Raw genomic sequence first — 22,938 nt, forward strand, 5'->3', positions numbered from 1 at the left:
CGTTCAGTGTTCCACGTCTTCGGGCTCGGATGCGTCCAGGTGGCGCCGCTCGACCTTCTCGATGAGCTTCTTGCCGACGAATACCAGGACGAGGAAGACGACGATGACGCCGACGAAGATGTAGCCCGCGAAGTGGATCCGGTCGGCCAGTTCGCGGTACGTGCCCGCGGCCAGCGCGGCCACGGTGATGTAGAGCGTGGCCCACACGACGCACGCCGGGGCGGTCCACGCGAGGAAGCGCCGATAGCTGTACCCGCTCATGCCCACCGTGAGCGGCACGAGGGAGTGCAGTACCGGGAGGAAGCGGGACAGGAAGATCGCCGGCCCCCCGCGCCGCCGTAGGTAGCGCTCCGAGCGCTGCCAGTTTGGCTCACCGATGCGCCTGCCCAACCGGGACGTACGGATGCGCGGCCCCAGGAACCGACCGAGGCCGAACCCGATGCTCTCCCCGACGAGCGCGCCGACCACCACCGAGATGCCGAGGGCGACAGCATCCCACGGGGACGAGATCGCGGTGCCGGCGACGATGACGACCGTGTCACCCGGGACGATGAGCCCGACCAGCACGCTGGTTTCGAGGAGGATCGCCAGCCCTGCCACGAGCGTGCGGAGAACCGGATCGACGCCCTGAACCGCATTCAGCAGGTCCGTGAGGATCTCGTTCACGGGACAGAGCCTAGAGGCGCCCGCCCCCTCTAGCCTGGGAGCGTGCCGCCGTCTTCCGTCGCCGTCGTGCTGCCGCGGTGGGGGGACCCCGCGGCGGTGTTCGGGCTGCTCGCCGCTTCCCACCCGCACGTGTTCTGGCTCGACGCCGGACCGGAGGCGCAGGAGGGCTGGAGCTGGGTCGGGTTCGGTGTCCCCGAGGCCGATCCCGCCCGGGTGCGTGCCGTGGAGACGACGCAGCATGCCGAGCGCTCCGAAGCCGGCCCATTCCGTGGCGGGTGGGTCGGCTGGATCGGTTACGAGCCCGGCGCGGCATCGGCGGGCGCGCCGGTGCACGCGGCGGACGAACCGGTACCCGCCGAACTGTGGCTCCGCGTGGACGAGGTCGTCGCGTTCGACCACGCGGCCCGGCGCACGTGGGTGATCGCGCCACCGGACCGGGCGGACGCTCTCGCGGCGCGGGTGGGCGCCGCGGTCGATGTCTCCTCGGCACCGGCCTCGGGACCGGAGAGGCGAACGGCGACGGCGCGGCACACCGCCCCGCAGTACGCCGAGCTCATCGACAGGTGCCGTGACAGCATCCGCGAGGGAGACGCGTATCAGCTGTGCCTCACGACACGGTTCACCGTCGCCGGCGCCGTCGACCCGCTCGCCGTATACGGGCGTCTGCGCACGGCTGCCCCCTCCCATCACGGGGGGCTCGTGCGTTCCGGCGCCGTGGCACTGGCCAGTGCCACCCCCGAGCGGTTCCTCGAGATCTCCGGCGGCACTGTCCGCACGCATCCGATCAAGGGCACCCGTCCGCGCGACGCCGATCCGGGGGTGGACCGCCGGCTCGTGGCGGAACTCCGGAACGACCCGAAGGAGCGCGCCGAGAACGTCATGATCGTCGACCTGATGCGCAACGATCTCTCACGGGTGTGCCGGCCGGGGAGCGTGGTCGTGGAGCGGTTGCTGGAGGTGGAGTCCTACCCGGCCGTCCACCAGCTGGTCAGTTCGATCGCGGGAACCCTGGAGCCCGGCACCACGGTCGGTGCCGTGCTGGATGCGACGTTCCCCGCCGGGAGCATGACCGGGGCGCCCAAGCTGTCGGCGATGACGATCCTGCATTCGCTGGAGGGCGCCCCCCGCGGGGTGTTCGCGGGATGCTTCGGGTGGGTGGGCGACGACGGAGCCGCCGATCTGGCAATGGTGATCCGCAGCGTCGTCACGCACCCCGGTGGTGCGTACGTCGGTGCGGGAGGCGGAATCACCTGGGGATCACGAGTGGATGCGGAAGTGGCCGAGGTCGCCCTCAAAGCCCGCGCACCGCTGGCCGCTCTGGGTGCGGAGCTGCCCCCCGACTGGGCGCGGCAGGGGTCCGGTAATCTGGGAGTGGCGCTCGCGAGGCGCCTTCCGACGCTCCAGATTGGCTCCTCCGTGTCCCAGACCACCACGCCTTCCACCGCCGCCGACAGCGGTGGATTCGATCCGCACGCGATCCAGCGGAAGTGGCAGGATCTCTGGGCCGAACGCGACCCGTTCCGCGCAGGGGGAGAGGACGATTCACGCCCACGCAAGTACGTGCTGGCGATGTTCCCGTACCCGTCGGGCGACCTCCACATGGGCCACGCCGAGAACTACCTGTACTCCGATATCGTCGCGCGGTTCTGGCGGCACCGCGGGTACAACGTCCTGAACCCCATCGGGTGGGACTCGTTCGGTCTGCCGGCCGAGAACGCCGCCATCCAGCGCGGTGCCGACCCGGTGAAGTGGACCTACGCCAACATCGCGCAGCAGAAGCAGAGCCTCCACGACTACGGAGTCTCCTTCGACTGGAGCCGCGTCCTGCACACCAGCGACCCGGAGTACTACCGCTGGAACCAGTGGCTGTTCCTCAAGCTCTACGAGCGAGGCCTGGCCTACCGCAAGGAGAGCCCGGTCAACTGGTGCCCCTTCGACCAGACGGTGCTCGCCAACGAGCAGGTCGTGGACGGACGCTGCGAGCGATGCGGCAACGAGGTCATCAAGAAGAAGCTCACGCAGTGGTACCTGAAGATCACCGACTACGCCGACCGGCTGCTGGATGACCTGAACCAGCTCGAGGGGTTCTGGCCGCAGAAGGTCATCCAGATGCAGCGCAACTGGATCGGCCGTTCCATCGGCGCCGACATCGAGTTCGAGATCGAGGGGCGCCCCGGTACGGTCTCGGTGTTCTCCACCCGCCCCGACACGCTCTACGGCGCGACTTTCTTCGTCGTGGCTCCCGACTCCGACCTCGCCGCCGAGCTGGTGGCGGATGCCTCGCCCGAGGCGCGGATGCGCTTCCAGGACTACCTGGACGGCGTCCGCAAGATCACCGACATCGACCGGCAGTCCAGCGACCGGCCCAAGACCGGTGTCTTCCTCGAGCGCTACGCGATCAACCCCGTCAACGGCGAGCGGCTGCCGATCTGGGCGGCGGACTACGTCCTCGCCGACTACGGGCACGGAGCGGTCATGGCCGTTCCCGCGCACGATCAGCGCGACCTCGACTTCGCCCGGGCCTTCGATCTGCCGGTGCGGGTCGTCGTCGACACCACGGCGCCGGTGACCGGCGCGATCCCGGTGATCGAGGTGGACGAGGACGGCGTGCCGATCGACCCGCTGCAGGGTCAGTTGGACGAGCTGGATCCGCGGCGGACGGGTGTGGCACTCACCGGCGAGGGGCGGATGATCAATTCCGGTCCGCTGGACGGGCTGTCCAAGCGCACCGCGATCGCCCGGGTCATCGACATCCTCCAGGCCAGCGGCCGCGGCCGTGCGGCCAAGACCTACCGCCTGCGCGACTGGCTCATCTCGCGCCAACGCTTCTGGGGCACGCCCATCCCGATGGTGCACGGCGAGGATGGCCGCATCATGCCGGTGCCCGAGGATCAACTGCCCGTTCGCCTGCCGGACGTCGAGGGCCTCGATCTGACGCCGAAGGGCACCTCGCCCCTGGGCGCGGCCACGGGCTGGGTCGAGACCGTCGACCCGGAGACCGGTGCACCCGCGCGACGCGACCCCGACACGATGGACACCTTCGTGGATTCGTCGTGGTACTACATGCGTTTCCTGTCACCGGGAGATGAGACCCAGCCGTTCTCCAGCCGCGAGGCCGACAAGTGGGGACCGGTCGACTTCTACATCGGCGGCGTCGAGCACGCGATCCTGCACCTGCTGTACGCGCGGTTCATCACCAAGGCCATGTTCGACATGGGCATGGTGGAGTTCACGGAGCCCTTCTCGAACCTCATCAACCAGGGCATGGTGATCCTGGGCGGGACCAAGATGTCCAAGAGCAAGGGCAACCTCGTGCTCTTCCAGGAGGAGCTCGACACCCACGGCGCCGACGCGCTGCGGGTCGCCCTGGCCTTTGCCGGCCCGGTGGAGGATGACAAGGACTGGGACGACGTGTCCACGACGGGGGCTGCGAAGTTCCTCGCCCGGGCGATGCGCGTCGCGAACGACGTCGACAGCAGCCCCGACGTCGTGTGGGCCGAGGGTGACGCATCCCTGCGCCGCGTGACGCATCGCCTCCTCGCCGACGCCCCCGGGCTGGTCGAGCAGACCAAGTTCAACGTCGTCGTCGCGCGCCTGATGGAGCTGGTCAACGCCACCCGCAAGGCGATCGACTCCGGGGCCGGTGCAAGCGATCCGGCGGTGCGGGAAGCGGCGGAGGTGACGGCCATGGTGCTCGACCTCTTCGCGCCCCACACGGCGGAGGAGATGTGGGCCGTGCTCGGCTACGAGCCGTTCGTCGGACTCGTGCCGTGGCGGTCGGCTGACCCCACCCTCCTCGTCGAGGAGACCGTCACCGCGATCGTGCAGGTGGACGGCAAGGTACGCGCCACCCTCGAGGTTCCGGCCCGGATCGACGCCGCAGCCCTGGAGGAGCTCGCTCGCTCCGACGTCAAGGTTCAGCGCGCTCTCGGCGACCGGGATGTCGTCCGGGCGGTCGTGAGGCCGCCGAAGGTCGTGAGCTTCTCCACGAAGTAGCCTCCTCCCCACCCGTCGTGCGGGAAGGCCCATCCACGGGACGCCGGAACGGGCCGCGGCCGCGGGGCCGCGACGCCTAGCGTGGCGCGGGTGGCTTCGGAATCCGAGGGAACCCGCGCCCGCCGCCGGATCGGGGCGGGCGCGGTCGTCGTGCTCGTTCTCGGTGCGTTCGCCCTCACGGTGGCCATCGGCATCCTTCGTGGATCGCCCGGCGCCGCCGAGACCGTGACCTCCGCGCCGGCGCCTTCCCCGGCTACCGCGCCGCCGACGACGGTCTACGTGCACGTGGCCGGGGCGGTCGCGGCGCCGGGCCTGTACGCGCTGCCCTCCGACGCGCGGGCGGTGGATGCCGTGGCCGCCGCGGGCGGTTTCGCGGCCGACGCGGACCGGGGCGCCGTGAACCTCGCCCGCACCGTGGCGGACGGGGAGCAGATCGTCGTGCCCGTCGTGGGAGCTGGCCCGCCATCGTCCGGGGCAGGGAGCAGCGTCCAGCCGGCGGGCGAGGGCGTCGTGGATCTCAACTCCGCGGATGCAGCGGCGTTGGAGGAGTTGCCCGGCATCGGGCCGGCACTGGCCGAGCGCATCCTGGCCTGGCGGGAGGAGAACGGGCGCTTCGCGAGCATCGAGGATCTGCTCGCGGTGCCGGGCATCGGTGAGAAGCTCCTGGCCGGGATGCGCGATCAGGTGCGCGTGTGAACGCGTCGCGACGCGGGCTTCGACTGGTTCCCGTGGCAGCGACGGCGTGGACGGCGGCCGCGGTCGCCGTTCTGCTGCCCGATTCGGCCGGTGCGGCCGCCGTGGCCTGCTGGTTCCTCGCCGTGGTCGCCGTCGCCGTCGCGGTGGTGCTTCGGCGCCCGCGGAGGTGGTTGGCCGTCGTGGCGGTCTGTTTCGGCGTCGCCGGGGGAGCGTGCGCGCACGTGGCCGGGGTGCAGCCCGCGCGTGAGGCGACGGGTGTCGTGGCGGGGCCCGGGGGTCGGTTCGTCGAGGTGGAGGCCACCGTGACCGGCCGCCTGGACCCCGGGCCCTCGGGCGACGTCTGGTTCGACGCCACGGCCCACCTCCTCCGTTCCGGCGCGCGAGGTGTGGCCGGTCATCTGCCCGTCCGCATCGGCGTCGCCGCCGACGACCGCGACGCCGCCACGCGCGGCGTGGATCTGGGCGCTCGCATCCGCGTGTCCGGTGCAGCGCTGACTCCCGACCCCGGAGACCGGGAGGTCGTGGTCGTCCGGGTCTCCTCGGGTATCGACGTCATCAGTGCCCCGACGGGTGTCTGGGAGCTGCTGTGGCGCCTGCGATCGGAGTTCGCGGCATCCGCTGCTCGCCTTCCCGGTCCGGGAGCCGCACTCATCCCCGGGCTCGCGGTGGGCGACACCGCGGCGGTGGGGACGGCGCTGGATGACGCGATGACCGACGCCTCGCTGTCACACCTCACCGCCGTCTCGGGCGCCAACTGTGCCATCGTCGTCGGGCTCGCGTTCGGGTGCGCGGCTCTCTGCGGTGCGCGGCGGGGAGTCCGCGTCGCGGTGGGGATGGGTGCTCTGACACTGTTCGTCCTCCTGGTCACCCCCGAGCCGAGCGTCGTGCGCGCCGCTGCGATGGCGTCGATCGCGATGCTGGCGCTGGCGCTCGGCCGCGCAGGTTCGGGAATCGCCGTTCTGAGCATCGCCGTCGCGGTCCTCCTGCTCTTGGATCCGTGGCTGGCGCTGGCGTGGGGGTTCGCGCTGTCGGTGGCGGCGACGGCGTCGCTGCTCGTCCTCGCCGGTCCGCTCGCGATGGCGCTGGGGCGAAGGATCCCACGTCCGCTGGCGCTGGCTGTCGCGGTGCCGTTGGCTGCGCAACTGGCCTGCGCCCCGCTCCTGATCCTCCTCGACCCGCACGTGCCGGTCCTCGGCGTGGTCGCCAACATGCTGGCAGGACCTGCCGCTCCGATGGCGACGGTAGTGGGGCTCTTCGCCTGCCTGGCTGCACCCTTTCCTGTCCTGCAGGAGGGGCTCGTCGCTCTCGCGTGGATCCCGGCGTCGTGGATCGCCGGCGTGGCCGAGACGATGGCGGGCATTCCCGCGCAGCGGGCACCGTGGCTGGAGGGAACCCTCGGGGTCGCGACGCTCGCGGTGCTGTGTGCCGCGGTCACCGCCGTCATCCTCATTCCGCGCGACGGCGTCCGCCGGTGGCTCGTGCTCCGATCCTCCGGATTCCTCGTGGTCGCCGTCGCAGGCGGGCTCGCTGCGGGCCAGGCGGCGCTGGTGAGCGTCGCGGCGCCGTGGACGGTTCCGGTGGGCTGGCAGGTCGCGATGTGCGACGTCGGTCAGGGCGATGCCGTCCTGATGCGTTCGGCCGGCGCGGTCGCGCTCATCGACACCGGACCCGACCCGGAGCCGTTGCAGACCTGCCTGGAGCGATTCGCCGTATCGCGCGTCGACCTGCTGATCCTGACGCACTTCGATGCCGATCACTCCGGGGGAGTCGAGGCACTGCTCGGGCGGGTGGAAACCGTCTGGCACGGGCCGCCGGATGCCGACGGCGCGCGGACGCTTGCGGCACTGCAGGAGAGCGGAGCGTCGCGACGACAGGTGTCCGCCGGCGACCACGGGTCGTTCGGCGACGCGGAAGTGCGCGTGCTCTGGCCCGCCGCATCCGTTCGTGAGCCCGGCAACGACGCGAGCGTCGCCATGGATGTGGACGGCGGGGGCCTGCCACGCAGTCTCCTCCTGGGAGACCTGTCGGAAGAGCCCCAGACGCGGATGCGCGGCGCGGCTCCGTTGAGCGGGTATGACATCGTGAAGGTCGCCCACCACGGGAGCGCCGACCAGGACCCGGCGCTGTACGACGCCGCCGGTGCGCACGTCGCCCTCATCCCCGTCGGACGGGGCAACGACTACGGCCACCCCCGCGAGACGCTGCTGGACATCCTCCGGGCGGAGGGCACGCGCATCGCGCGATCGGACACCGACGGAGCGGTCGCGGTGTGGCGGGAGGGGGAGGCGCTGCGACTGTGGCGCGAGCGCAGCGTCTCACCCGCTGGTTAGGCTGGAGACATGGCCCCGACACCCCGCCGCAGCGCGCCGGCGAAGACGCGCTCGGCGATTCCGCAGGTGTCGTGGCGTGATCCGCAGCCGGCACCGATCGTGCTCGTTTCGGGCCCGGAGGAAGTGTGCGCGGAGCGCGCGATCGCCGGTATCCGCGAGTACTTGAGGGCGGAGGACCCGAGCCTCGAAGTCAGCGATGTGCGCGCCGACGATTACGTCGCGGGAACACTTCTGGGAGTCAGCTCCCCGTCCCTGTTCGGTGAGCCGCGCCTGGTTCGCATCTCGGGCGTCGAACGCTGCTCCGACGTGTTCCTCGCCGAGGCCATCTCCTACCTCTCTCAGGTGCAGGAGGGGGCGACGGTCGTGCTGCGGCACACCGGTGCCAGCGTCCGCGGTAAGAAGCTCCTCGACGCCGTCCGCGCGGGTCAGGGTGGTGGCATCGAGATCGCGTGCCCGGCGATCAAGCGCGACTCCGACCGGTACGACTTCGCGGCGGGGGAGTTCTCCGCCGCACGCAAGCGGATCGCTCCCACGGCGCTGCGCGCGCTCGTCTCCGCGTTCGCGGATGATCTGACCGAGCTGGGCTCGGCCTGCCAGCAGCTCATCTCCGACGTTCCGGGCGACATCGACGACCGCATCGTCGAGCGCTACTACGGCGGCCGGGTGGAGACCTCGGCGTTCACCGTCGCCGACTTCGCCATCGCCGGACGCTACGGCGATGCGCTGCTAGCCTTGCGCCATGCGCTCGCCTCCGGCGCCGATCCGGTGCCGCTCGTGGCCGCGGTGGCGATGAAGCTGCGGACGATGGCACGCGTCGCCGGCAACCGAGAGCCGTCCGGGGCTCTCGCTGCCCGGCTGGGGATGAAGGACTGGCAGGTGGACCGGGCGCGGCGCGACCTCGTCGGATGGTCGCAGGTGACGCTGGGGATGGCGATTCAGGCCACCGCCCGTGCCGATGCCGAGGTGAAGGGCGCCTCGCGCGACCCGATCTTCGCGCTCGAGCGGATGATCACCGTCATCGCGACCCGCGCCCCGTTCGCCGCCTGACGAGCGAGCCGGGTACGCCGAAGGCCCGCCCCGCGAACGGGACGGGCCTTCGAAACGGTCTTAGAGAGCCGCGACCTGCTTGGCGATGGCCGACTTGCGGTTCGCCGCCTGGTTCTCGTGGATGACGCCCTTGCTCACAGCCTTGTCGAGCCGCTTGGTCGCCGTTGCGAGTGCCTTCTCCGCGGCGGCCTTGTCGCCGGCGGCGATGGCCTCGCGGGTGCGGCGCACCTCGGTCTTCAGCTGGCTCTTGACAGCCTTGTTGCGCGCACGCGCCTTTTCGTTGGTCTTGTTGCGCTTGATCTGCGACTTGATATTCGCCACGGTCGACGTCTTTCGTTCGGAGTGATCTGGTCAATGCCGCGTGACAGTAGAGGGGTGCCACGCAGCGGTCGTGAGGGGTGGGACCCACACGCAAGCCAATGACCGAGTCTATCAGTCTTGCTCGATGGTCGTGATCGCCAGGTTGAGGAGGGCGTTGAACACCTCCGGGCGCATGGCCGAAACCAGGTGCGTGGTGCGGGGGACGACGACGAGTTCGGCCTGGGGTGCGACCTTGCGGAAGAGCCGCTCGTTGATCCGCAACTGGTCGTATTGGCCGTTGATGAACCACAGCGGCACGCGGATGCGCTGGAGCGCTGCGAGCAGGTCGAGCACGGACAAGCTGGCCATGGCGCTGTCCTGGGCGTCGAACGCGTAACCGCCCGCGCCGAAGTCACCGGCGGTCTCGGCGGGAAGGGTCTTCCGCAGCATGTACTGCGTGATCCGCAGCCCTCGGCCGGGGAGGGCGTCGAAGCCGCGGGCCAGCGCCCGGTAGGTGGCCAGACCGATGCCGCGGGGGATGGCGGTGCAGGATGCCGCGATGAAGCCGTCGATCGGAGGCGTGTCCTGGGCCCCGGCGTACTCGATGCAGAGGAGTCCGCCCATCGAATGCCCCACCAGCAGGACGGGGCCATCCGTGGCGGCGGCGCGGACGGCGGCGTCGATCGTCTCGAACGCCCCGTCGAGGGTGAACGTCTCGGCCATCCTCGAGCCGTGACCGGGGAGGTCCACGGCTGTCGCAGGAGTACCGCGCTCTTCGAGGTAGGCGACCTGCGCGCGCCACATGGTCGCCGATGTCCGGATCCCGTGCACGAACACCACGTGGACCGACATGCCTCCACGATACGACGCGGCCCCGGCCTCTCCGCACGGGAGACCGGGGCCGCCTTGCACGCGTCAGCGCGACGCGGCGGTCCGGCGCCGGAGGACGAACGCCAGGCCGCCGGCCACCAGCAGGAACCCGCCCGCCAGGGCGACACCCCACGGCAGTTCCGCACCGGTGACCGCGAGGGCGCCGGATGGGAGGACGGTGACGCCGACCTGGATGGGGTCGAGTCCGGCTGTCGTGATGACCAGGCGGTGCGCGCCGAGGTCGAAGTCGGCGGGGATCGCGATCGAGAACGACGTGACGCCGGAGGCGTCGGCCGCGGGGATGCCGGTGACGATGATCGGGTCGCTGAACAGGGTCGCGGCGATCTGCCGCCCGGGGTCGAGGTCGCTGACGGTGACCCGCAGCACGCCGCCCTGTTCGACGCGACCGCCGTTGCTGAGCGTGACATCGGCCCAGTCGCGCCCGGTCTGCGGGCCCCCCGCCGGCGGGGTGCCGCCGGGGTCGACGGGCGTCGGCGGCGTCCCCGGGTTCTGACCCGGGTTGCCGACGGGGGACACGATCGCGCGACCGAGGGGCGCCGGGTCGACCACGTCGAACGCTTCGAAGTACGCCAGCGTCGCGTCGAGGTCGACCTGACCGGTGTCGGTGCGGTCGGTGCCCTCGGCGAAGGTGGTGAATCCGTCGCCGCCATTGGCGAGGAACGAGTTCGTCACGACCGTGAAGGTGTCCGTCGGAGCGATCGCCTCACCCTGATAGCTCATCGAGACCACCTGCCCGCTCCGCGGTGCGGCCTGCCCGGGAGGCGGGGCATCCTCGACGTACTCGTAGCTGAACCCGTCCGAGACCCCCAGGTGCAGCTTGGGCCGGTCGCCGGTCGCCTTCCACTGCTGCTGCAGGATCTCCTGGATCTGCGCGCCGGTGAGGGTGACCGTCACCAGGGTGTTGGCGAAGGGTTGTACGAGGGCCGCTTCCTTGTAGGTGACGATGCCGTCCTCGCCGCGGAGCAGGTCCGCTCGCAGGCCGCCCGGATTCATCAACGCGATCTGGGCCGGGATGCCCGCGAACTGCGGGTTGTCACTGGTGGCCCACAGGTACACGTCGGCGACCCAGTTCCCCATCGACGACTCCACCCCGCGGTCATCACCGGGCTTGGCGCCGCCGCGGAGGATGTCGCCACTGATCTCCCCGACCGGCACGGCACCGCGCACGTCGGCTTCGGCGACGTACGCGTCAACCGTCGCCTGGATGTCCGCGTCGGCGGGGTACGCGCCCTTCAAGGGGAAGGTGCTTCCATCGATGGAGACCAGTTCGTCGCGGACCCGGTCGTAGGCGATGTCGAGCTTGCCCATCGCCTTGCCGTACTCCGCCGCTTGAATCACGGGGCGGGTCTGACCCGCAGCCCCATCGACGGGTACGTCGCACGCGTAGGTCTGGTGCGTGTGCCCCGACACGATCGCGTCGATCTCCGCCGACGCGCCGGTCGCCAGCGCCCCGAACCCGGCCCGATCGGCCGCGAGGGCCGCGCAGTCGCCGGAGGTCGCGGCGCCGGAGTGGGTCAGCAGCACGATGACATCTACATCATCCCGGGCTGCCAGTGCGGCGGCGACCCGGTTGGCCGCTTCCAGCTGGTCCCCGAACTCAATGGTCGCGACCCCGGCGGGGTCGACCATCGTCGCCGTGTCCGGTGTCACCGTCCCGATGAACGCGACGCCCACACCGTCCTGCTCCTTGATCACGTACTCGGGAAGCACCGGGTCGGTGGTGCCCTTCGCGTACACGTTCGCGCCCAGTCCGTAGGCCTCACCGAGTGCACGCTGCCCGGCGGTGACATTCGCCGGGTCGGTGTTCCCGCCGAACCGCGGGAGCACACGGTTCACGAGGTCATCGAACCCCCGGTCGAACTCGTGATTACCCACCGCGCTCACGTCCAGCCCCGATGCCACCAGGGTGTCGATCGTGGGGTTGTCGTCCTGAATCAGCGACGTGAACGTCGATGCCCCGATGTTGTCACCGGACGACACGAACAAGGTGTTCGGATTCTCCGCCTCGTGCGCCTTCACGGCCCCGGCGATCACCGCAGCACCCGCCTCGTCACCGGACGGGTTCGCCTCCAGGCGACCATGGAAGTCGTTGATCGTCAGGATGTCGATCTCGACCGGTGCTTCCTCGGCGGCGAGGCCGACCGTGACCGGGTCGTGGTCCGATGAGCGGTGCGGGCCGGGCTCGTGGAAGAGGCTGCCGTGGTTGTTGTAGCGGCTGTACTCCAGCGCGACCGACTCGCCCGAGTTGATGTTCCAGATGTCGGCGCCGGTGGCGCGTGCGAGCGCCGCCTCGTTCAGCAGAACGTGGTCCAGTGAGCCCGAGAGTCCCTGGAACGAGTAGCTCGACTCGCCGAGGTCGAAGGCAGCCTCCGCGTCGGTGTAGCCCCCCGCGTAGAGCACCTGCAGCGGGTCCTCCTGGCCGTAGGAGTTGAAGTCTCCCGCCAGCACGACGGAGGCGGTGTCGCCCTGGATGTCGGTGACCCAGTCTCGCAGCGCGGTCGCCTGCGCCACGCGGGAAGCGTTCGATGCCCCCTGTCCATCACCGCTGTCCTCGTCGCCGGGGAGCGGTCCGGCCGATCCCTTCGACTTGAAGTGGTTCACGACGAACAGGAACGGGTCGCCTCCGGCGAGGGGCTCGAAGACCTGACCGATCGGCTCACGCGCGTTGCCGAACGCCTCGTCGCTCTCGCTCAGGGTACCCAGGGCGCGCGACGGTCCGACGGGTTCGACGAGCGCCGGCTGGTAGATGATCGCGTTGGTGATGAGGTCCTGCTCAGTGACGGGCGGCAGCTCCTCCGAGGATCGGACGTAGTCCCACGTGCCTGCTCCCGCGGCGTCGTTGAGTGCGTCCACGAGCGAGGCCGTGGCCTCGTCGGGCGTCTCGCCGAGCGCCGCGGAGTTCTCGATCTCCATCAGCCCGACGACGGAGGCGTCGAGGGTCGTGATGGCCGAGACGATCTTGTCCTGCTGACGCTCCAAGTCCGCCGCATCCCACGCGCCGCGCTGCAGGCATCCCTCGTCCACGTTGTTGCCGTTGCCGGTGCGGTCTACGAATGGTTCGCACGACGGGCCACTGTCGCCGAGCGTCGTGAAGTAGTTCAGGACGTTGAAGGATGCGACGCTCACAGCGCCGCCCACGCCGGTGGGAGCCGCCGTACGGGGATTCGAGAACTCCACACCGTCGCCGTCGCCCGAGCCGTCGCCGACCAGCGCGCGCGGGGGGTTGAGCTTCCATGCGCCGTTGCGCCAGTCGACGATGACGGGTTCGGCGAAGCGCGCCGCACCGCCGACGACCACCGGCTCCGTCAGAGACACGTACGGCGGGGTCAGCCCGCTGTTCGCGGCGCTCAGGAAGTTGGTCGACGCACCGTCGTCGAGCGTCACCGCGCGCGCAGCATTGTCGGCGGCGATCGCCGCCGCCTCGTCGCTGCCCGGGGTCGCGGCATCCGTCGGCTGGCGCAGCGGTTCGTCGCCGGCTGCGAGTCCGACCTCGCCGTACTGGTTGGTCGTGAAGGTGTTCGTGACGGTGAAGGAGCCCAGCGGCTGCACGAGCATCGACTCGAGCGCCTCCCGCTGGGCGTCATCGGTGGGCCACCCCACCGGGGCGGGCACAGGGTCGGCGGCGCCGGCGATGACCTGCGCGTTGCCGGGCCCGACGGTCAGCTCCGTCAGGCCGTTGAATTCGCTGACCACTCCGGTCACGCGGACGGTCTGCCCGAGCGCGACCTCCGAGACCGCCTGCGGCGCGAACACGAACACCGCGGTGGACGCGGTGTGCGTGGCGAGATCCAGCGCGCCGCCGGTGCCGGGGGTCTGAATCACGTAGCCGTTGAAACCGCCCGTGGGGTAGTGCGCCGTCACAACACCCTCGGTCGTCACGGTCTGACCCACGAGCGGACTCGACGGTCCTGTGCCCTGGATGCCGGCGATCGTCACGACCGCCGGGTCCGTCGGCGTGGGCTCAGGTGCGGGTTCGGTGGGTGTGGGGTCCGGGGTCGGCTCAGGGCTGGGTGCGGCGGCCCCCTGCGAGTTCCGCGGGGTGGGGGTGCCCGCGGTGAAGTCCGCCGCGTTGACGGCGGTGTTGGTGTGCGCCGCATCCCGCGAGACGCTCGTCGTGTTCGTCGTCCCCGTCGCGGGGGTGCCCGCCGCGGGAGTGGCGTTCGATCCCCACGCGACGTAGTCGACGACGTTCGCCGCATCCGGGCCGCTGACCGCCGTGGTGTCGGACGCGAGGGCCACCTTGCCCGCGGTGCCCCCGAGCGCCAGCGACCCGGTGGCGTCCGGCGTCGGCAGCGGCGTCGTGCCGCCGTCCCCCGCAGCGAGTTGAACGAGGAAGTGGCCGCCTGCGGCGATGGTGCCCGTCAGCGGGAACTGCTGGGAGAACGCGCCCGTGGCGGAGGCGTACTGCAGCGTCCAGCCCGTCAGCGCCGCCGGTGCGTCGCTGACGTTGACCAGCTCGACGAAGTCGTGGGTCAGGGTGGCGCCGTTGTTGCCGCCACCGCCGTACACCTCGTTGATGACCACCGGGGCATCCGGGCTCACCGCGGCCGTGGCGGGAACGCCGAGACCGACCGCGCCGAGCGACAGCGCGCCGACGAGCGCGGCCGACAGCAGGGAGCGGATCGTCCCCCTCCGGTGGGAGTCACGCAGAACCGGGACCGAGGGATGCGTCGTCACAGACTCTTCTCCGAGATTCTGAGCGCACGCGAGCATCGCGATGCGCCCGGGGTGGGCACCGTGGGGAGGTCGGGGGGACCTGCCTCCGATCATAGGGACGGCCGCGGACACCGGGTTTCCGGGGTGTGAACAGTCCGTTCCCGGCATCGAAATGATGCTCGTCGGCGGGTTGCCCGCGCCTGGGTTCGGAGATGGGCGGCGCCCCCTACGATGGCGGCATGCCGCACGTCTCCGCGCACATCGACGATATGCCGGGGTCGGGCGTACGCCGGATTCTGGAGATCGCGCTGCGGCGGCCTGGGACGATCATCCTGTCCGTCGGCGAGCCCGGGGAGGCCGTCGCGGAGCGGATCCGCGCGGCCGGCGCGCAGGCGTGGACGGATGGTGCGACCCGCTACACGCCCAACGGCGGCATCCGGCCGCTCCGCGAGGCGATCGTCGCCAAGCTCGCACGCGAGAACGGCCTGGATGTCGACGTCGAGCAGGTCTGGGTCACGGTCGGTGGAACGCAGGCGCTGCACCAGGCGATGACGCTCGTCCTCGCGGCCGGGGACGAGGTTCTCCTTCCCGATCCGGGTTACACCACCTTCACGATGAGCGCCCACATGCTGCAGGCGCGACCCGTGCCCTACCGGTTGGAAGCCGCGCGGGGCTTCGCCCCCGACTCCGACGCGCTCGAGCGGCTGGTCACGCCCCGCACCCGGGCGATCGTGATCAATTCGCCCTCGAACCCGCTCGGGGTGACCTACGCGCCCGAGCTCATCGCCGACCTCGTCGCGTTCGCCCGCCGGCACGACCTGTGGCTCATCAGCGACGAGGTGTACGAGCGATTCACGTGGGGATCCCCGCACGCCAGCGCGGCGACCTTCGACACCGACGGGCGCGTGCTCACGGTGTTCTCGACGTCGAAGACCTACGCCATGACCGGCGCGAGGGTCGGATGGCTCGTCACCCCGCCCGAGATGACCGAGGTGATGCTGCGCGTGCAGGAGGCGGCGATCAGCTGCGTCAACACCGCCGCGCAGTACGCGGCCCTGGCGGCGCTCTCCGGGCCGCAGGACGGCGTCGAGGAGGCCGGCGCGCACTACGCGGAAAACCTCCGAGCCGCCACAGCCGTGCTCGACGAGCGCGGATTCACGTATCTCGAGCCCAGCGGCGCCTTCTACCTCTGGATCGACATGTCCCACGCGACCGAGGGGAACGTCGCTGCGTGGTGCGAACGATTCCTCGACGAGCGTGGCGTCGCCGTCGCGCCGGGGTCGGCCTTCGGAGCATCCGGGGAGGGCTGGATCCGCGTGTGCGTCGCGAGCGACCGCGAGGAGCTCGTCGAGGGCGTCCGGCGTCTGCCCATGCCTGCCGCCGCGCGCCCGTAGAATCAAGGGGACATGTCACCCCTCGCCCTGCAGCCTCTCGCGCCGTCCGCGACCCCGCCCGAGCTGATCCGCAACTTCTGCATCATCGCCCACATCGACCACGGCAAGTCGACGCTGGCCGATCGGATGCTGGGGATCACCGGCATCGTCGCCGACCGCGACATGCGCGCGCAGTACCTCGACCGCATGGACATCGAGCGCGAGCGGGGCATCACGATCAAGAGCCAGGCGGTGCGCATGCCGTGGGCCCTCAGCCGGGGTGATGGCACGACCGAGACCTACGCGCTCAACATGATCGACACGCCCGGACACGTCGACTTCACCTACGAGGTGAGCCGGTCGCTCGCCGCCTGCGAGGGCGCTGTCCTGCTGGTGGATGCGGCGCAGGGGATCGAGGCGCAGACGCTCGCCAACCTCTACCTCGCGCTCGAGAACGACCTGCACATCATCCCGGTGCTCAACAAGATCGACCTGCCCGCCGCCGACCCCGACAAGTTCGCCGCCGAGCTCGCCGGCCTCATCGGCGGCGACCCCGACGACGTGCTGCGGGTCAGCGGGAAGACGGGGCAGGGTGTCGAGGAATTGCTCGACCGCATCGTCGCCGACATCCCGGCGCCCCAGGGCAAGCCCGAGGGCCCCGCCCGCGCGATGATCTTCGATTCGGTGTACGACGCCTACCGCGGCGTCGTCACCTACGTGCGCATGGTCGACGGCAAGCTCGGGCCGCGCGAACGCATCCAGATGATGTCGTCCAAGGCCACGCACGAGCTGCTGGAGATCGGCGTATCGAGCCCCGAACCCGTCCCCACCCAGGGACTGGGCGTGGGGGAGGTGGGCTACCTCATCACGGGTGTGAAGGACGTGCGCCAGTCCAAGGTCGGTGACACGATCACCACGCACCGCAAGCCCGCCACCGATGCACTCCCCGGCTACACCGACCCGAAGCCGATGGTGTTCTCGGGCATCTACCCGATCGACGGCAGCGACTACGCCGAGCTCCGCGAGGCGCTGGACAAGCTCAAGCTCTCCGACGCATCCCTGCAGTACGAGCCCGAGACCTCCGTCGCCCTCGGATTCGGGTTCCGTGCCGGGTTCCTCGGCCTGCTGCACCTCGAGATCATCACCGAACGCCTCTCGCGCGAGTTCGGCCTGGACCTCATCACGACCGCCCCATCGGTGACGTACGAGGTGACGACGGATACCGGCGAGACCGTGACGGTGACCAACCCGAGCGAGTACCCGGATGGCCGCGTGGCCTCGGTGTCCGAGCCGGTCGTGAAGGTCGGCATCCTGCTGCCCAAGGACTACGTCGGCACCGTCATGGAGCTCTGCCAGGGACGACGCGGAACGCTGCTGGGCATGGATTACCTCAGCGAGGACCGCGTCGAGCTGCGGTACACCATGCCGCTCGGGGAGATCGTGTTCGACTTCTTCGATCATCTGAAGAGTCGCACCCAGGGCTACGCGAGCCTCGACTACGAACCCGCCGGATCTCAGGAGGCCGACCTGGTCAAGGTCGACATCCTGCTCCAGGGCGAGAAGGTGGATGCGTTCAGCTCGATCGTGCACCGGGAGAAGGCCTACGCGTACGGCACGCTGATGACCGAGCGGCTGCGCAAGCTCATTCCGCGCCAGCAGTTCGAGGTGCCCATCCAGGCCGCCATCGGCGCGCGCATCATCGCCCGTGAGAACATCCGCGCGATCCGCAAGGACGTGCTCGCCAAGTGCTACGGCGGTGACATCACGCGCAAGCGCAAGCTCCTCGAGAAGCAGAAAGAGGGCAAGAAGCGCATGAAGATGGTCGGCCGGGTCGAGGTCCCCCAGGAGGCGTTCATCGCGGCGCTCTCCGGCGACGTCGACGGCAAGTAGCCGTTCCCCCTCCTCCGCACCCGAATCCCCGAGAATCCACCCGCGCGGCGAGAATCCCGCAGCCGGCCGGATTCTCGCCGGGCCACCGGATTCTCGCGGAGGCGATGGCGGCCGCGCGGCGGCTCGGGCGCAACGCACGGAAAGCCGAAGTACCCTGGACTCATGCGCCGTGGGACCTTTCGAGACGAGACGGTCGACTACGCCGCCGTGGGGGGCACGCAGGCGTCCGATCTGATGCAGTACCCGCCGGAGCGGTCGATTCCGGCCGAGGAGAGCTGGCGGATCGGGAGTGGCCAGGAGCGCTTCGCCGGGGCCAGCGAGGCGCTGCTGTCGTGGTCGGCGCAGCGTGAGGGCGGCCTCACGCTCACCGACGTGCGCCCCGCTCAGGGACCGATGTACACCGGCGTGGGGTATGACGCCGAGGGGAACCCGGTCGCTCCGAGCCGGCTCGAGACCGACCAGCACTTCGACGCCGACGGCACCCCGTTCGTCGCCCCCGGGACCACCGTGCGCCTGCGCGGTCGCGTGAACCGGATGAGCGCGGAAGGCGAGCTGCGCGTCATCTCCGTGATCGAGGAGCCACGACGGGTGGGGTTCACCCTCGGAACCGTCGGCGAATCCGTGGTCAGCGGGGAGGAGTTCTTCCTCCTGGAGTGGCGCGACAACGACGAGGTCTGGTTCACCGTCCGCGCCTTCGACGCCCCCGCCGCGCTCGTGTACCGCCTCTACCCGCGTCTCGTCCGCCACCGCCGGCGTGAGCTCTTCCAGCGATACCTGCGCGCCATCTCCCCGCTGTACGCGACGTCCCGCTGATGGGCGCTGCCCTTCCCCTCGGCGATCCCGCTCCCCTCGACGGGGCACTGCCCGCGGACATCCGTACCGATCCGGCCGTCGACTTCGGCGTGTATCTGCACGTGCCGTTCTGTCGTGTGCGCTGCGGCTACTGCGACTTCAACACCTACACCGCGTCCGAACTGCGCGGGGCGCGGCAGGACCAGTACGCCGACACGCTCGTGCGGGAGATCGACCAGTCCGTGGGCGTCCTCGCCGCGACGGGCCCGCTGCGGCCGGCCTCGACGATCTTCTTCGGCGGCGGCACACCGACGCTCCTGCCGCCCGGTGACCTGGCGCGGATGCTGGGGGGAGTGCGCCGGGCCTTCGGGGTGGCCGACGGAGCCGAAGTGACCGTCGAGGCCAATCCCGACACCGTGACCGATGCGGTCGCGAACGAGCTGGCATCGGCCGGGGTGACCCGGATGTCGATCGGCATGCAATCGACCCGCCCGCACGTCCTCGCGGCCCTCGATCGCACGCACAACCCGGCCAATGTCCGCACCGCGGTCGCCGCGGCCCGAGCCGCCGGGCTCGACGTCAGCGTCGATCTCATCTACGGCACCCCGGGCGAGTCGCTCGAGGACTGGCGGCTCTCGCTCGAGGAGGCGATCTCCCTCGAACCCGATCATCTCTCCGCGTACGCACTCATCGTCGAGGACGGCACGCGGCTCGCGCGGCAGATCCGGCGCGGCGAACTCGCCCAGCCCGACGACGATCTGCAAGCCGACATGTACGAGCTGGCCGACGATCTGCTCGGTGCCGCCGGACTCGAGTGGTACGAGGTCTCCAACTGGGCGCGCACCCCGCAGCACCGCTCCCGGCACAACCTCGCCTACTGGCGCGGCACCGACTGGTGGGGTTATGGCCCCGGTGCGCACAGCCATGTCGGCGGGATGCGGTGGTGGAATGTGCGCCACCCCGCCGCCTACGCGGCGCGGCTCTCGCAGGGGGCATCGCCCGCGGCCGGGCGCGAGCGTCCCGATGCCGAAGCGCAGCGGCTCGAGGCCGTGCTGCTGCGCTCGCGCATCCGCGAGGGGATCCCCGTCGCGGAGTTGCTCGCAGAGGGCCGGCACGCCGTCGCCGGGCTCGTGGCGGACGGCCTCGTCGAGGGCGCCGACGCCGTGCGCGGGCGCGTCGTGCTGACCAGGCGGGGCCGGCTCCTCGCCGACGCCGTCGTCCACACGCTCACCCAGTGAGCCTCAGGCTGAGATCCGGCCTCATCCGCTAGAATTGGCACTCAACGACAACGAGTGCCAACGGTCGCGGGGGAGGGGTGCCATGGTCACGGAACGCGGGCTCCAGGTGCTGCGAGCCATCGTGCAGGACTACGTCGATACGCATGAGCCGGTAGGCAGCAAGGCGATCGTCGATCGCCACGCCTTCGGGGTGTCTGCGGCCACCATCCGCAACGACATGGCGTTGCTGGAAGACGAAGACCTCATCGCCGCGCCGCACACATCGTCCGGACGCGTGCCCACCGACAAGGGGTACCGCGTCTTCGTCGACCACCTGGCGGACCTGCGGCCCCTCTCCCAGGCCCAGCGCGCGGCGATCGCGTCGTTCCTCGGCGACTCCGGAGATCTCGACGATCTGCTCGGGCGCACGGTGCGCGCCCTCACCCGGCTGACCGGGCAGGTGGCGATGGTGCAGTATCCGTCGTTCGCCACCGCGAATGTGACGCACGTCGAACTGGTGGGTCTCGGCGGTGGGCGGATGCTCGTGGTCGTCGTCACCGACACCGGACGTGTCACCCAGCGCATCGCCTTCTCCCGGGAAGAGCCGAGCGACGCCGATCTCGTGCAGCTGCGCGCTCGGATCGGAGCCCTGCTGGTCGGCCGATCGGTACGCGACGGCGCCGAACGACTGGGCGGGCTCCTCAGCGAAGCGCCGCCGACCGGTGGCGGCCTGGACGCGATGGCGTACCCGATCCTGCGTGTCCTCGCCGAAGAGCTCGAGGAATTCCGTCAGGACCGTCTGGTCATGGCTGGGGCGGCGACGCTGGCGCGCCGCGAATCCGACTTCCGTGGCAGCATCTACCCGCTCCTGGAGGCGATCGAGGAGCAGGTGACGCTGCTGCGCCTCATGAGTGAGATGGTCGCCGACGATCAAGGCCTGTCGGCGAGCATCGGGCGCGAGAACGAGCCGTTCGGGCTGCCCGAGGCATCCGTGCTCATCGGCCACTACGACGCGCCGGCCAGCGGCGCCCGCGTGGGCCTGCTCGGCCCCACGCGGATGGACTACCCCTCAAACCTCGCGGCGGTTCGCGCCGTCGCGCACTATCTGACCCGGATGCTCGAAGAGGACGAGAACGGCCGCTGAGGCGCATCCGGTCTTCGAACGGTCCCGCTGTACGCGGGCAGGAAGGCGATTGTGGCTGACCATTACGAGGTCCTCGGCGTCGCGCGCGACGCGTCTGCGGACGACATCAAGCGCGCCTACCGGCGGCTTGCGCGCGAACTCCACCCCGACGTCAACCCCGGCGAGGGTGCGGCCGAACGATTCAAACTCGTCACACACGCGTACGACGTGCTGAGCGATCCGGACCAGCGTCGCCGCTACGACATGGGCGGCGACTCGAACCCGTTCGGGGGTGCCGGGGGCGCGGCGGGGTTCGGCGGGTTCAGCGACATCTTCGAGACGTTCTTCGGCGGCGCCGGCGGCGGAGGCCGGGGCGGGCGTCCCCGGTCTCGCCGTGAGCGCGGTCAGGACGCCCTGGTGCGCGTCACGCTCGAGCTCGGCGATGTCGTGTTCGGAGTGCACCGCGACCTCGACGTCGACACGGCCGTGCTGTGCGAGACCTGCCAGGGGTCGTGCTGTCAGCCCGGTACGTCGGAGGTGACGTGCGACATCTGCCACGGCACCGGAAACGTGCAGCGCACCGTGCGGAGCCTCCTCGGCAACGTCGTCACCTCTCAGCCCTGTGCCACGTGCCAGGGTTACGGGACGACCATCCCGTACCCGTGCGCCACCTGCCAGGGGCAGGGACGCGTGCGCGCACGCCGCACGGTGTCCGTCGACATCCCGGCGGGGGTCGAGACCGGCCTGCGCCTGCAGATGCCCGGGTCGGGTGAGGTCGGCCCCGCGGGTGGCCCCAACGGAGATCTCTACCTGGAGATCAACGTCGCCCCGCACGAGGTGTTCAGCCGAGAGGGCGACGACCTTCTGGCGACCCTGGAGGTGTCGATGCCCGACGCGATCCTGGGCACGGAGACGAAGATCGAGGCGCTGGACGGCGAGGTCGAACTCGAGGTGCGCCCCGGTGTGCAGTCCGGCGACGTGCTCACGATCAAGGGCCGTGGCGTCACCCCGCTCCGGGGAACGCAGCGCGGCGACCTGCGCGTGGGCGTGCACGTGGTCACACCCACCCGGCTGGACGCGAAGGAACGGGCCCTGATCGAGGAGTTCGCGCGCCGCACCAAGTCGCCGTCTCCGCATCTGGCCGAATTCCACCAGGGACTGTTCTCGAAGCTGCGCGACCGCTTCCGGAACGGCTGAGCCGTGGCGCTGCACTTCCTGGCCGAGGGTGCCTCCGACGCGCAGCCCGGCGACGACGTGGTCCTCAGCGGCACCGAAGCGCATCACGCCGCGAACGTGCGGCGTCTGCGGGCGGGCGAGACGGTGACCGTCGGCGACGGGCGCGGCACGTGGCTCGAGGGCGCGGCCGCGGCGGTGTCGGCGCGGGAGGTCGTCGTGCGCGTGGCGACCCGGACCGAAGTCGCGGCGCCTTCACCGACCCTCACCCTCGTCCAGGCCCTCGCCAAGGGCGACCGGGACGAGCTGGCGGTGCAGGCGGCGACCGAGCTCGGCGTCGACCGCATCATCCCGTGGCAGGCCGAGCGCAGCATCTCGCGGTGGGACGGCAAGGTCGACAAGGCTCTCACCCGGTGGCGGACGATCGTGCGCGAGGCCGCCAAACAGGCCCATCGCGCGTGGCTTCCCGAGGTGGCTGACCCTGTCGACACAGCCGCACTGACCCGGATGACCGGGTCGATGCGGATGCTGGTGCTCGAACCCTCCGCATCCCGTGCGCTGACCGGCCTCGACCTGCGTGCCGGACAGCGTGATATCGCCGTGGTCGTCGGCCCGGAAGGCGGCGTCTCCCCGGCGGAGCTCAGTGCCCTCTCGACCGCGGGAGCGGAGCCGGTGCGGCTGGGGGCGACGATCCTGCGCACGTCGACGGCAGGCGCGGCCGCCCTGTCGGTGGCCAACGTCGCCCTGGGGCGCTGGTGATCGCCCGCCTGGGCGTGGTGCCCCGTCGA

15 protein-coding genes and 1 pseudogene are annotated in these 22,938 nt (G+C 70.7%); 12 read left to right on the plus strand and 4 right to left on the minus strand.

Annotated elements, in window-relative coordinates:
• Nucleotides 1-3: 3 nt before the first annotated feature.
• On the minus strand, nucleotides 4-666 hold the full coding sequence (locus tag AC2DGY_RS07925) for a DedA family protein (protein WP_484509147.1): 663 nt from the start codon (nucleotides 664-666) through the stop codon (nucleotides 4-6).
• A 459-nt stretch (nucleotides 667-1,125) separates the two neighbouring features.
• Here AC2DGY_RS07925 and AC2DGY_RS07930 point away from each other — a divergent pair.
• The 5 genes and pseudogenes from AC2DGY_RS07930 to holA all read left to right on the plus strand — a co-directional run.
• Nucleotides 1,126-1,950: pseudogene (locus tag AC2DGY_RS07930) on the plus strand (anthranilate synthase component I family protein); the annotation flags it as partial.
• Nucleotides 1,951-2,082: 132 nt separating this feature from the next.
• Nucleotides 2,083-4,662: a leucine--tRNA ligase gene (gene leuS, locus AC2DGY_RS07935; RefSeq protein WP_484509989.1), complete on the plus strand. Its 2,580-nt coding sequence runs from the start codon at nucleotides 2,083-2,085 to the stop codon at nucleotides 4,660-4,662.
• Between the two features lie 90 nt (nucleotides 4,663-4,752).
• On the plus strand, nucleotides 4,753-5,358 hold the full coding sequence (locus AC2DGY_RS07940; protein ID WP_484509148.1) for a ComEA family DNA-binding protein: 606 nt from the start codon (nucleotides 4,753-4,755) through the stop codon (nucleotides 5,356-5,358).
• A gap of 32 nt (nucleotides 5,359-5,390) precedes the next feature.
• Nucleotides 5,391-7,688, plus strand: coding sequence for a ComEC/Rec2 family competence protein (locus tag AC2DGY_RS07945; RefSeq protein WP_484509149.1), 2,298 nt, complete (start codon nucleotides 5,391-5,393; stop codon nucleotides 7,686-7,688).
• Between the two features lie 9 nt (nucleotides 7,689-7,697).
• Entirely contained in the window at nucleotides 7,698-8,735 is a 1,038-nt protein-coding gene (gene holA, locus AC2DGY_RS07950) for a DNA polymerase III subunit delta (RefSeq protein ID WP_484509150.1), read from the plus strand.
• Nucleotides 8,736-8,795: 60 nt separating this feature from the next.
• Here holA and rpsT read toward each other — a convergent pair whose 3' ends face one another.
• From rpsT to AC2DGY_RS07965, 3 genes are all read right to left on the minus strand, one after another.
• Nucleotides 8,796-9,056, minus strand: a complete 261-nt coding sequence (gene rpsT / locus AC2DGY_RS07955; RefSeq protein WP_484509151.1) for a 30S ribosomal protein S20 — start codon at nucleotides 9,054-9,056, stop codon at nucleotides 8,796-8,798.
• 111 nt (nucleotides 9,057-9,167) lie between these two features.
• Nucleotides 9,168-9,887, minus strand: coding sequence for an alpha/beta fold hydrolase (locus tag AC2DGY_RS07960; RefSeq protein ID WP_484509152.1), 720 nt, complete (start codon nucleotides 9,885-9,887; stop codon nucleotides 9,168-9,170).
• 63 nt (nucleotides 9,888-9,950) lie between these two features.
• Nucleotides 9,951-14,603: an ExeM/NucH family extracellular endonuclease gene (locus AC2DGY_RS07965; RefSeq protein WP_484509153.1), complete on the minus strand. Its 4,653-nt coding sequence runs from the start codon at nucleotides 14,601-14,603 to the stop codon at nucleotides 9,951-9,953.
• A 218-nt stretch (nucleotides 14,604-14,821) separates the two neighbouring features.
• On the opposite strand from AC2DGY_RS07965, the gene AC2DGY_RS07970 reads away from it, so the two are divergent.
• The 7 genes from AC2DGY_RS07970 to AC2DGY_RS08000 all read left to right on the plus strand — a co-directional run bounded on the left by AC2DGY_RS07970 (nucleotide 14,822) and on the right by AC2DGY_RS08000 (nucleotide 22,909).
• Nucleotides 14,822-15,976, plus strand: coding sequence for a pyridoxal phosphate-dependent aminotransferase (locus tag AC2DGY_RS07970; protein ID WP_484509154.1), 1,155 nt, complete (start codon nucleotides 14,822-14,824; stop codon nucleotides 15,974-15,976).
• Between the two features lie 12 nt (nucleotides 15,977-15,988).
• Nucleotides 15,989-17,845: a translation elongation factor 4 gene (gene lepA, locus AC2DGY_RS07975; RefSeq protein ID WP_484509155.1), complete on the plus strand. Its 1,857-nt coding sequence runs from the start codon at nucleotides 15,989-15,991 to the stop codon at nucleotides 17,843-17,845.
• Nucleotides 17,846-18,007: 162 nt separating this feature from the next.
• Nucleotides 18,008-18,658 carry a DUF1990 domain-containing protein gene (locus tag AC2DGY_RS07980; protein ID WP_484509156.1) on the plus strand — a complete coding sequence of 217 codons (651 nt, stop codon included), beginning with the start codon at nucleotides 18,008-18,010 and terminating at the stop codon, nucleotides 18,656-18,658.
• Nucleotides 18,658-19,875: a radical SAM family heme chaperone HemW gene (gene hemW, locus AC2DGY_RS07985; protein WP_484509157.1), complete on the plus strand. Its 1,218-nt coding sequence runs from the start codon at nucleotides 18,658-18,660 to the stop codon at nucleotides 19,873-19,875. The genes AC2DGY_RS07980 and hemW overlap by 1 nt, the downstream gene beginning before the upstream one ends.
• A gap of 82 nt (nucleotides 19,876-19,957) precedes the next feature.
• The gene (gene hrcA, locus AC2DGY_RS07990) at nucleotides 19,958-20,998 is read left to right on the plus strand and encodes a heat-inducible transcriptional repressor HrcA (RefSeq protein ID WP_484509158.1); all 1,041 of its coding nucleotides are present in this window, start codon (nucleotides 19,958-19,960) and stop codon (nucleotides 20,996-20,998) included.
• 51 nt (nucleotides 20,999-21,049) lie between these two features.
• Nucleotides 21,050-22,174: a molecular chaperone DnaJ gene (dnaJ, locus tag AC2DGY_RS07995; RefSeq protein WP_484509159.1), complete on the plus strand. Its 1,125-nt coding sequence runs from the start codon at nucleotides 21,050-21,052 to the stop codon at nucleotides 22,172-22,174.
• A gap of 3 nt (nucleotides 22,175-22,177) precedes the next feature.
• The gene (locus AC2DGY_RS08000) at nucleotides 22,178-22,909 is read left to right on the plus strand and encodes a 16S rRNA (uracil(1498)-N(3))-methyltransferase (RefSeq protein WP_484509160.1); all 732 of its coding nucleotides are present in this window, start codon (nucleotides 22,178-22,180) and stop codon (nucleotides 22,907-22,909) included.
• The last annotated feature ends 29 nt before the right edge of the window (nucleotides 22,910-22,938 follow it).

This window comes from Microbacterium sp. Z6_144, from assembly GCF_057197625.1.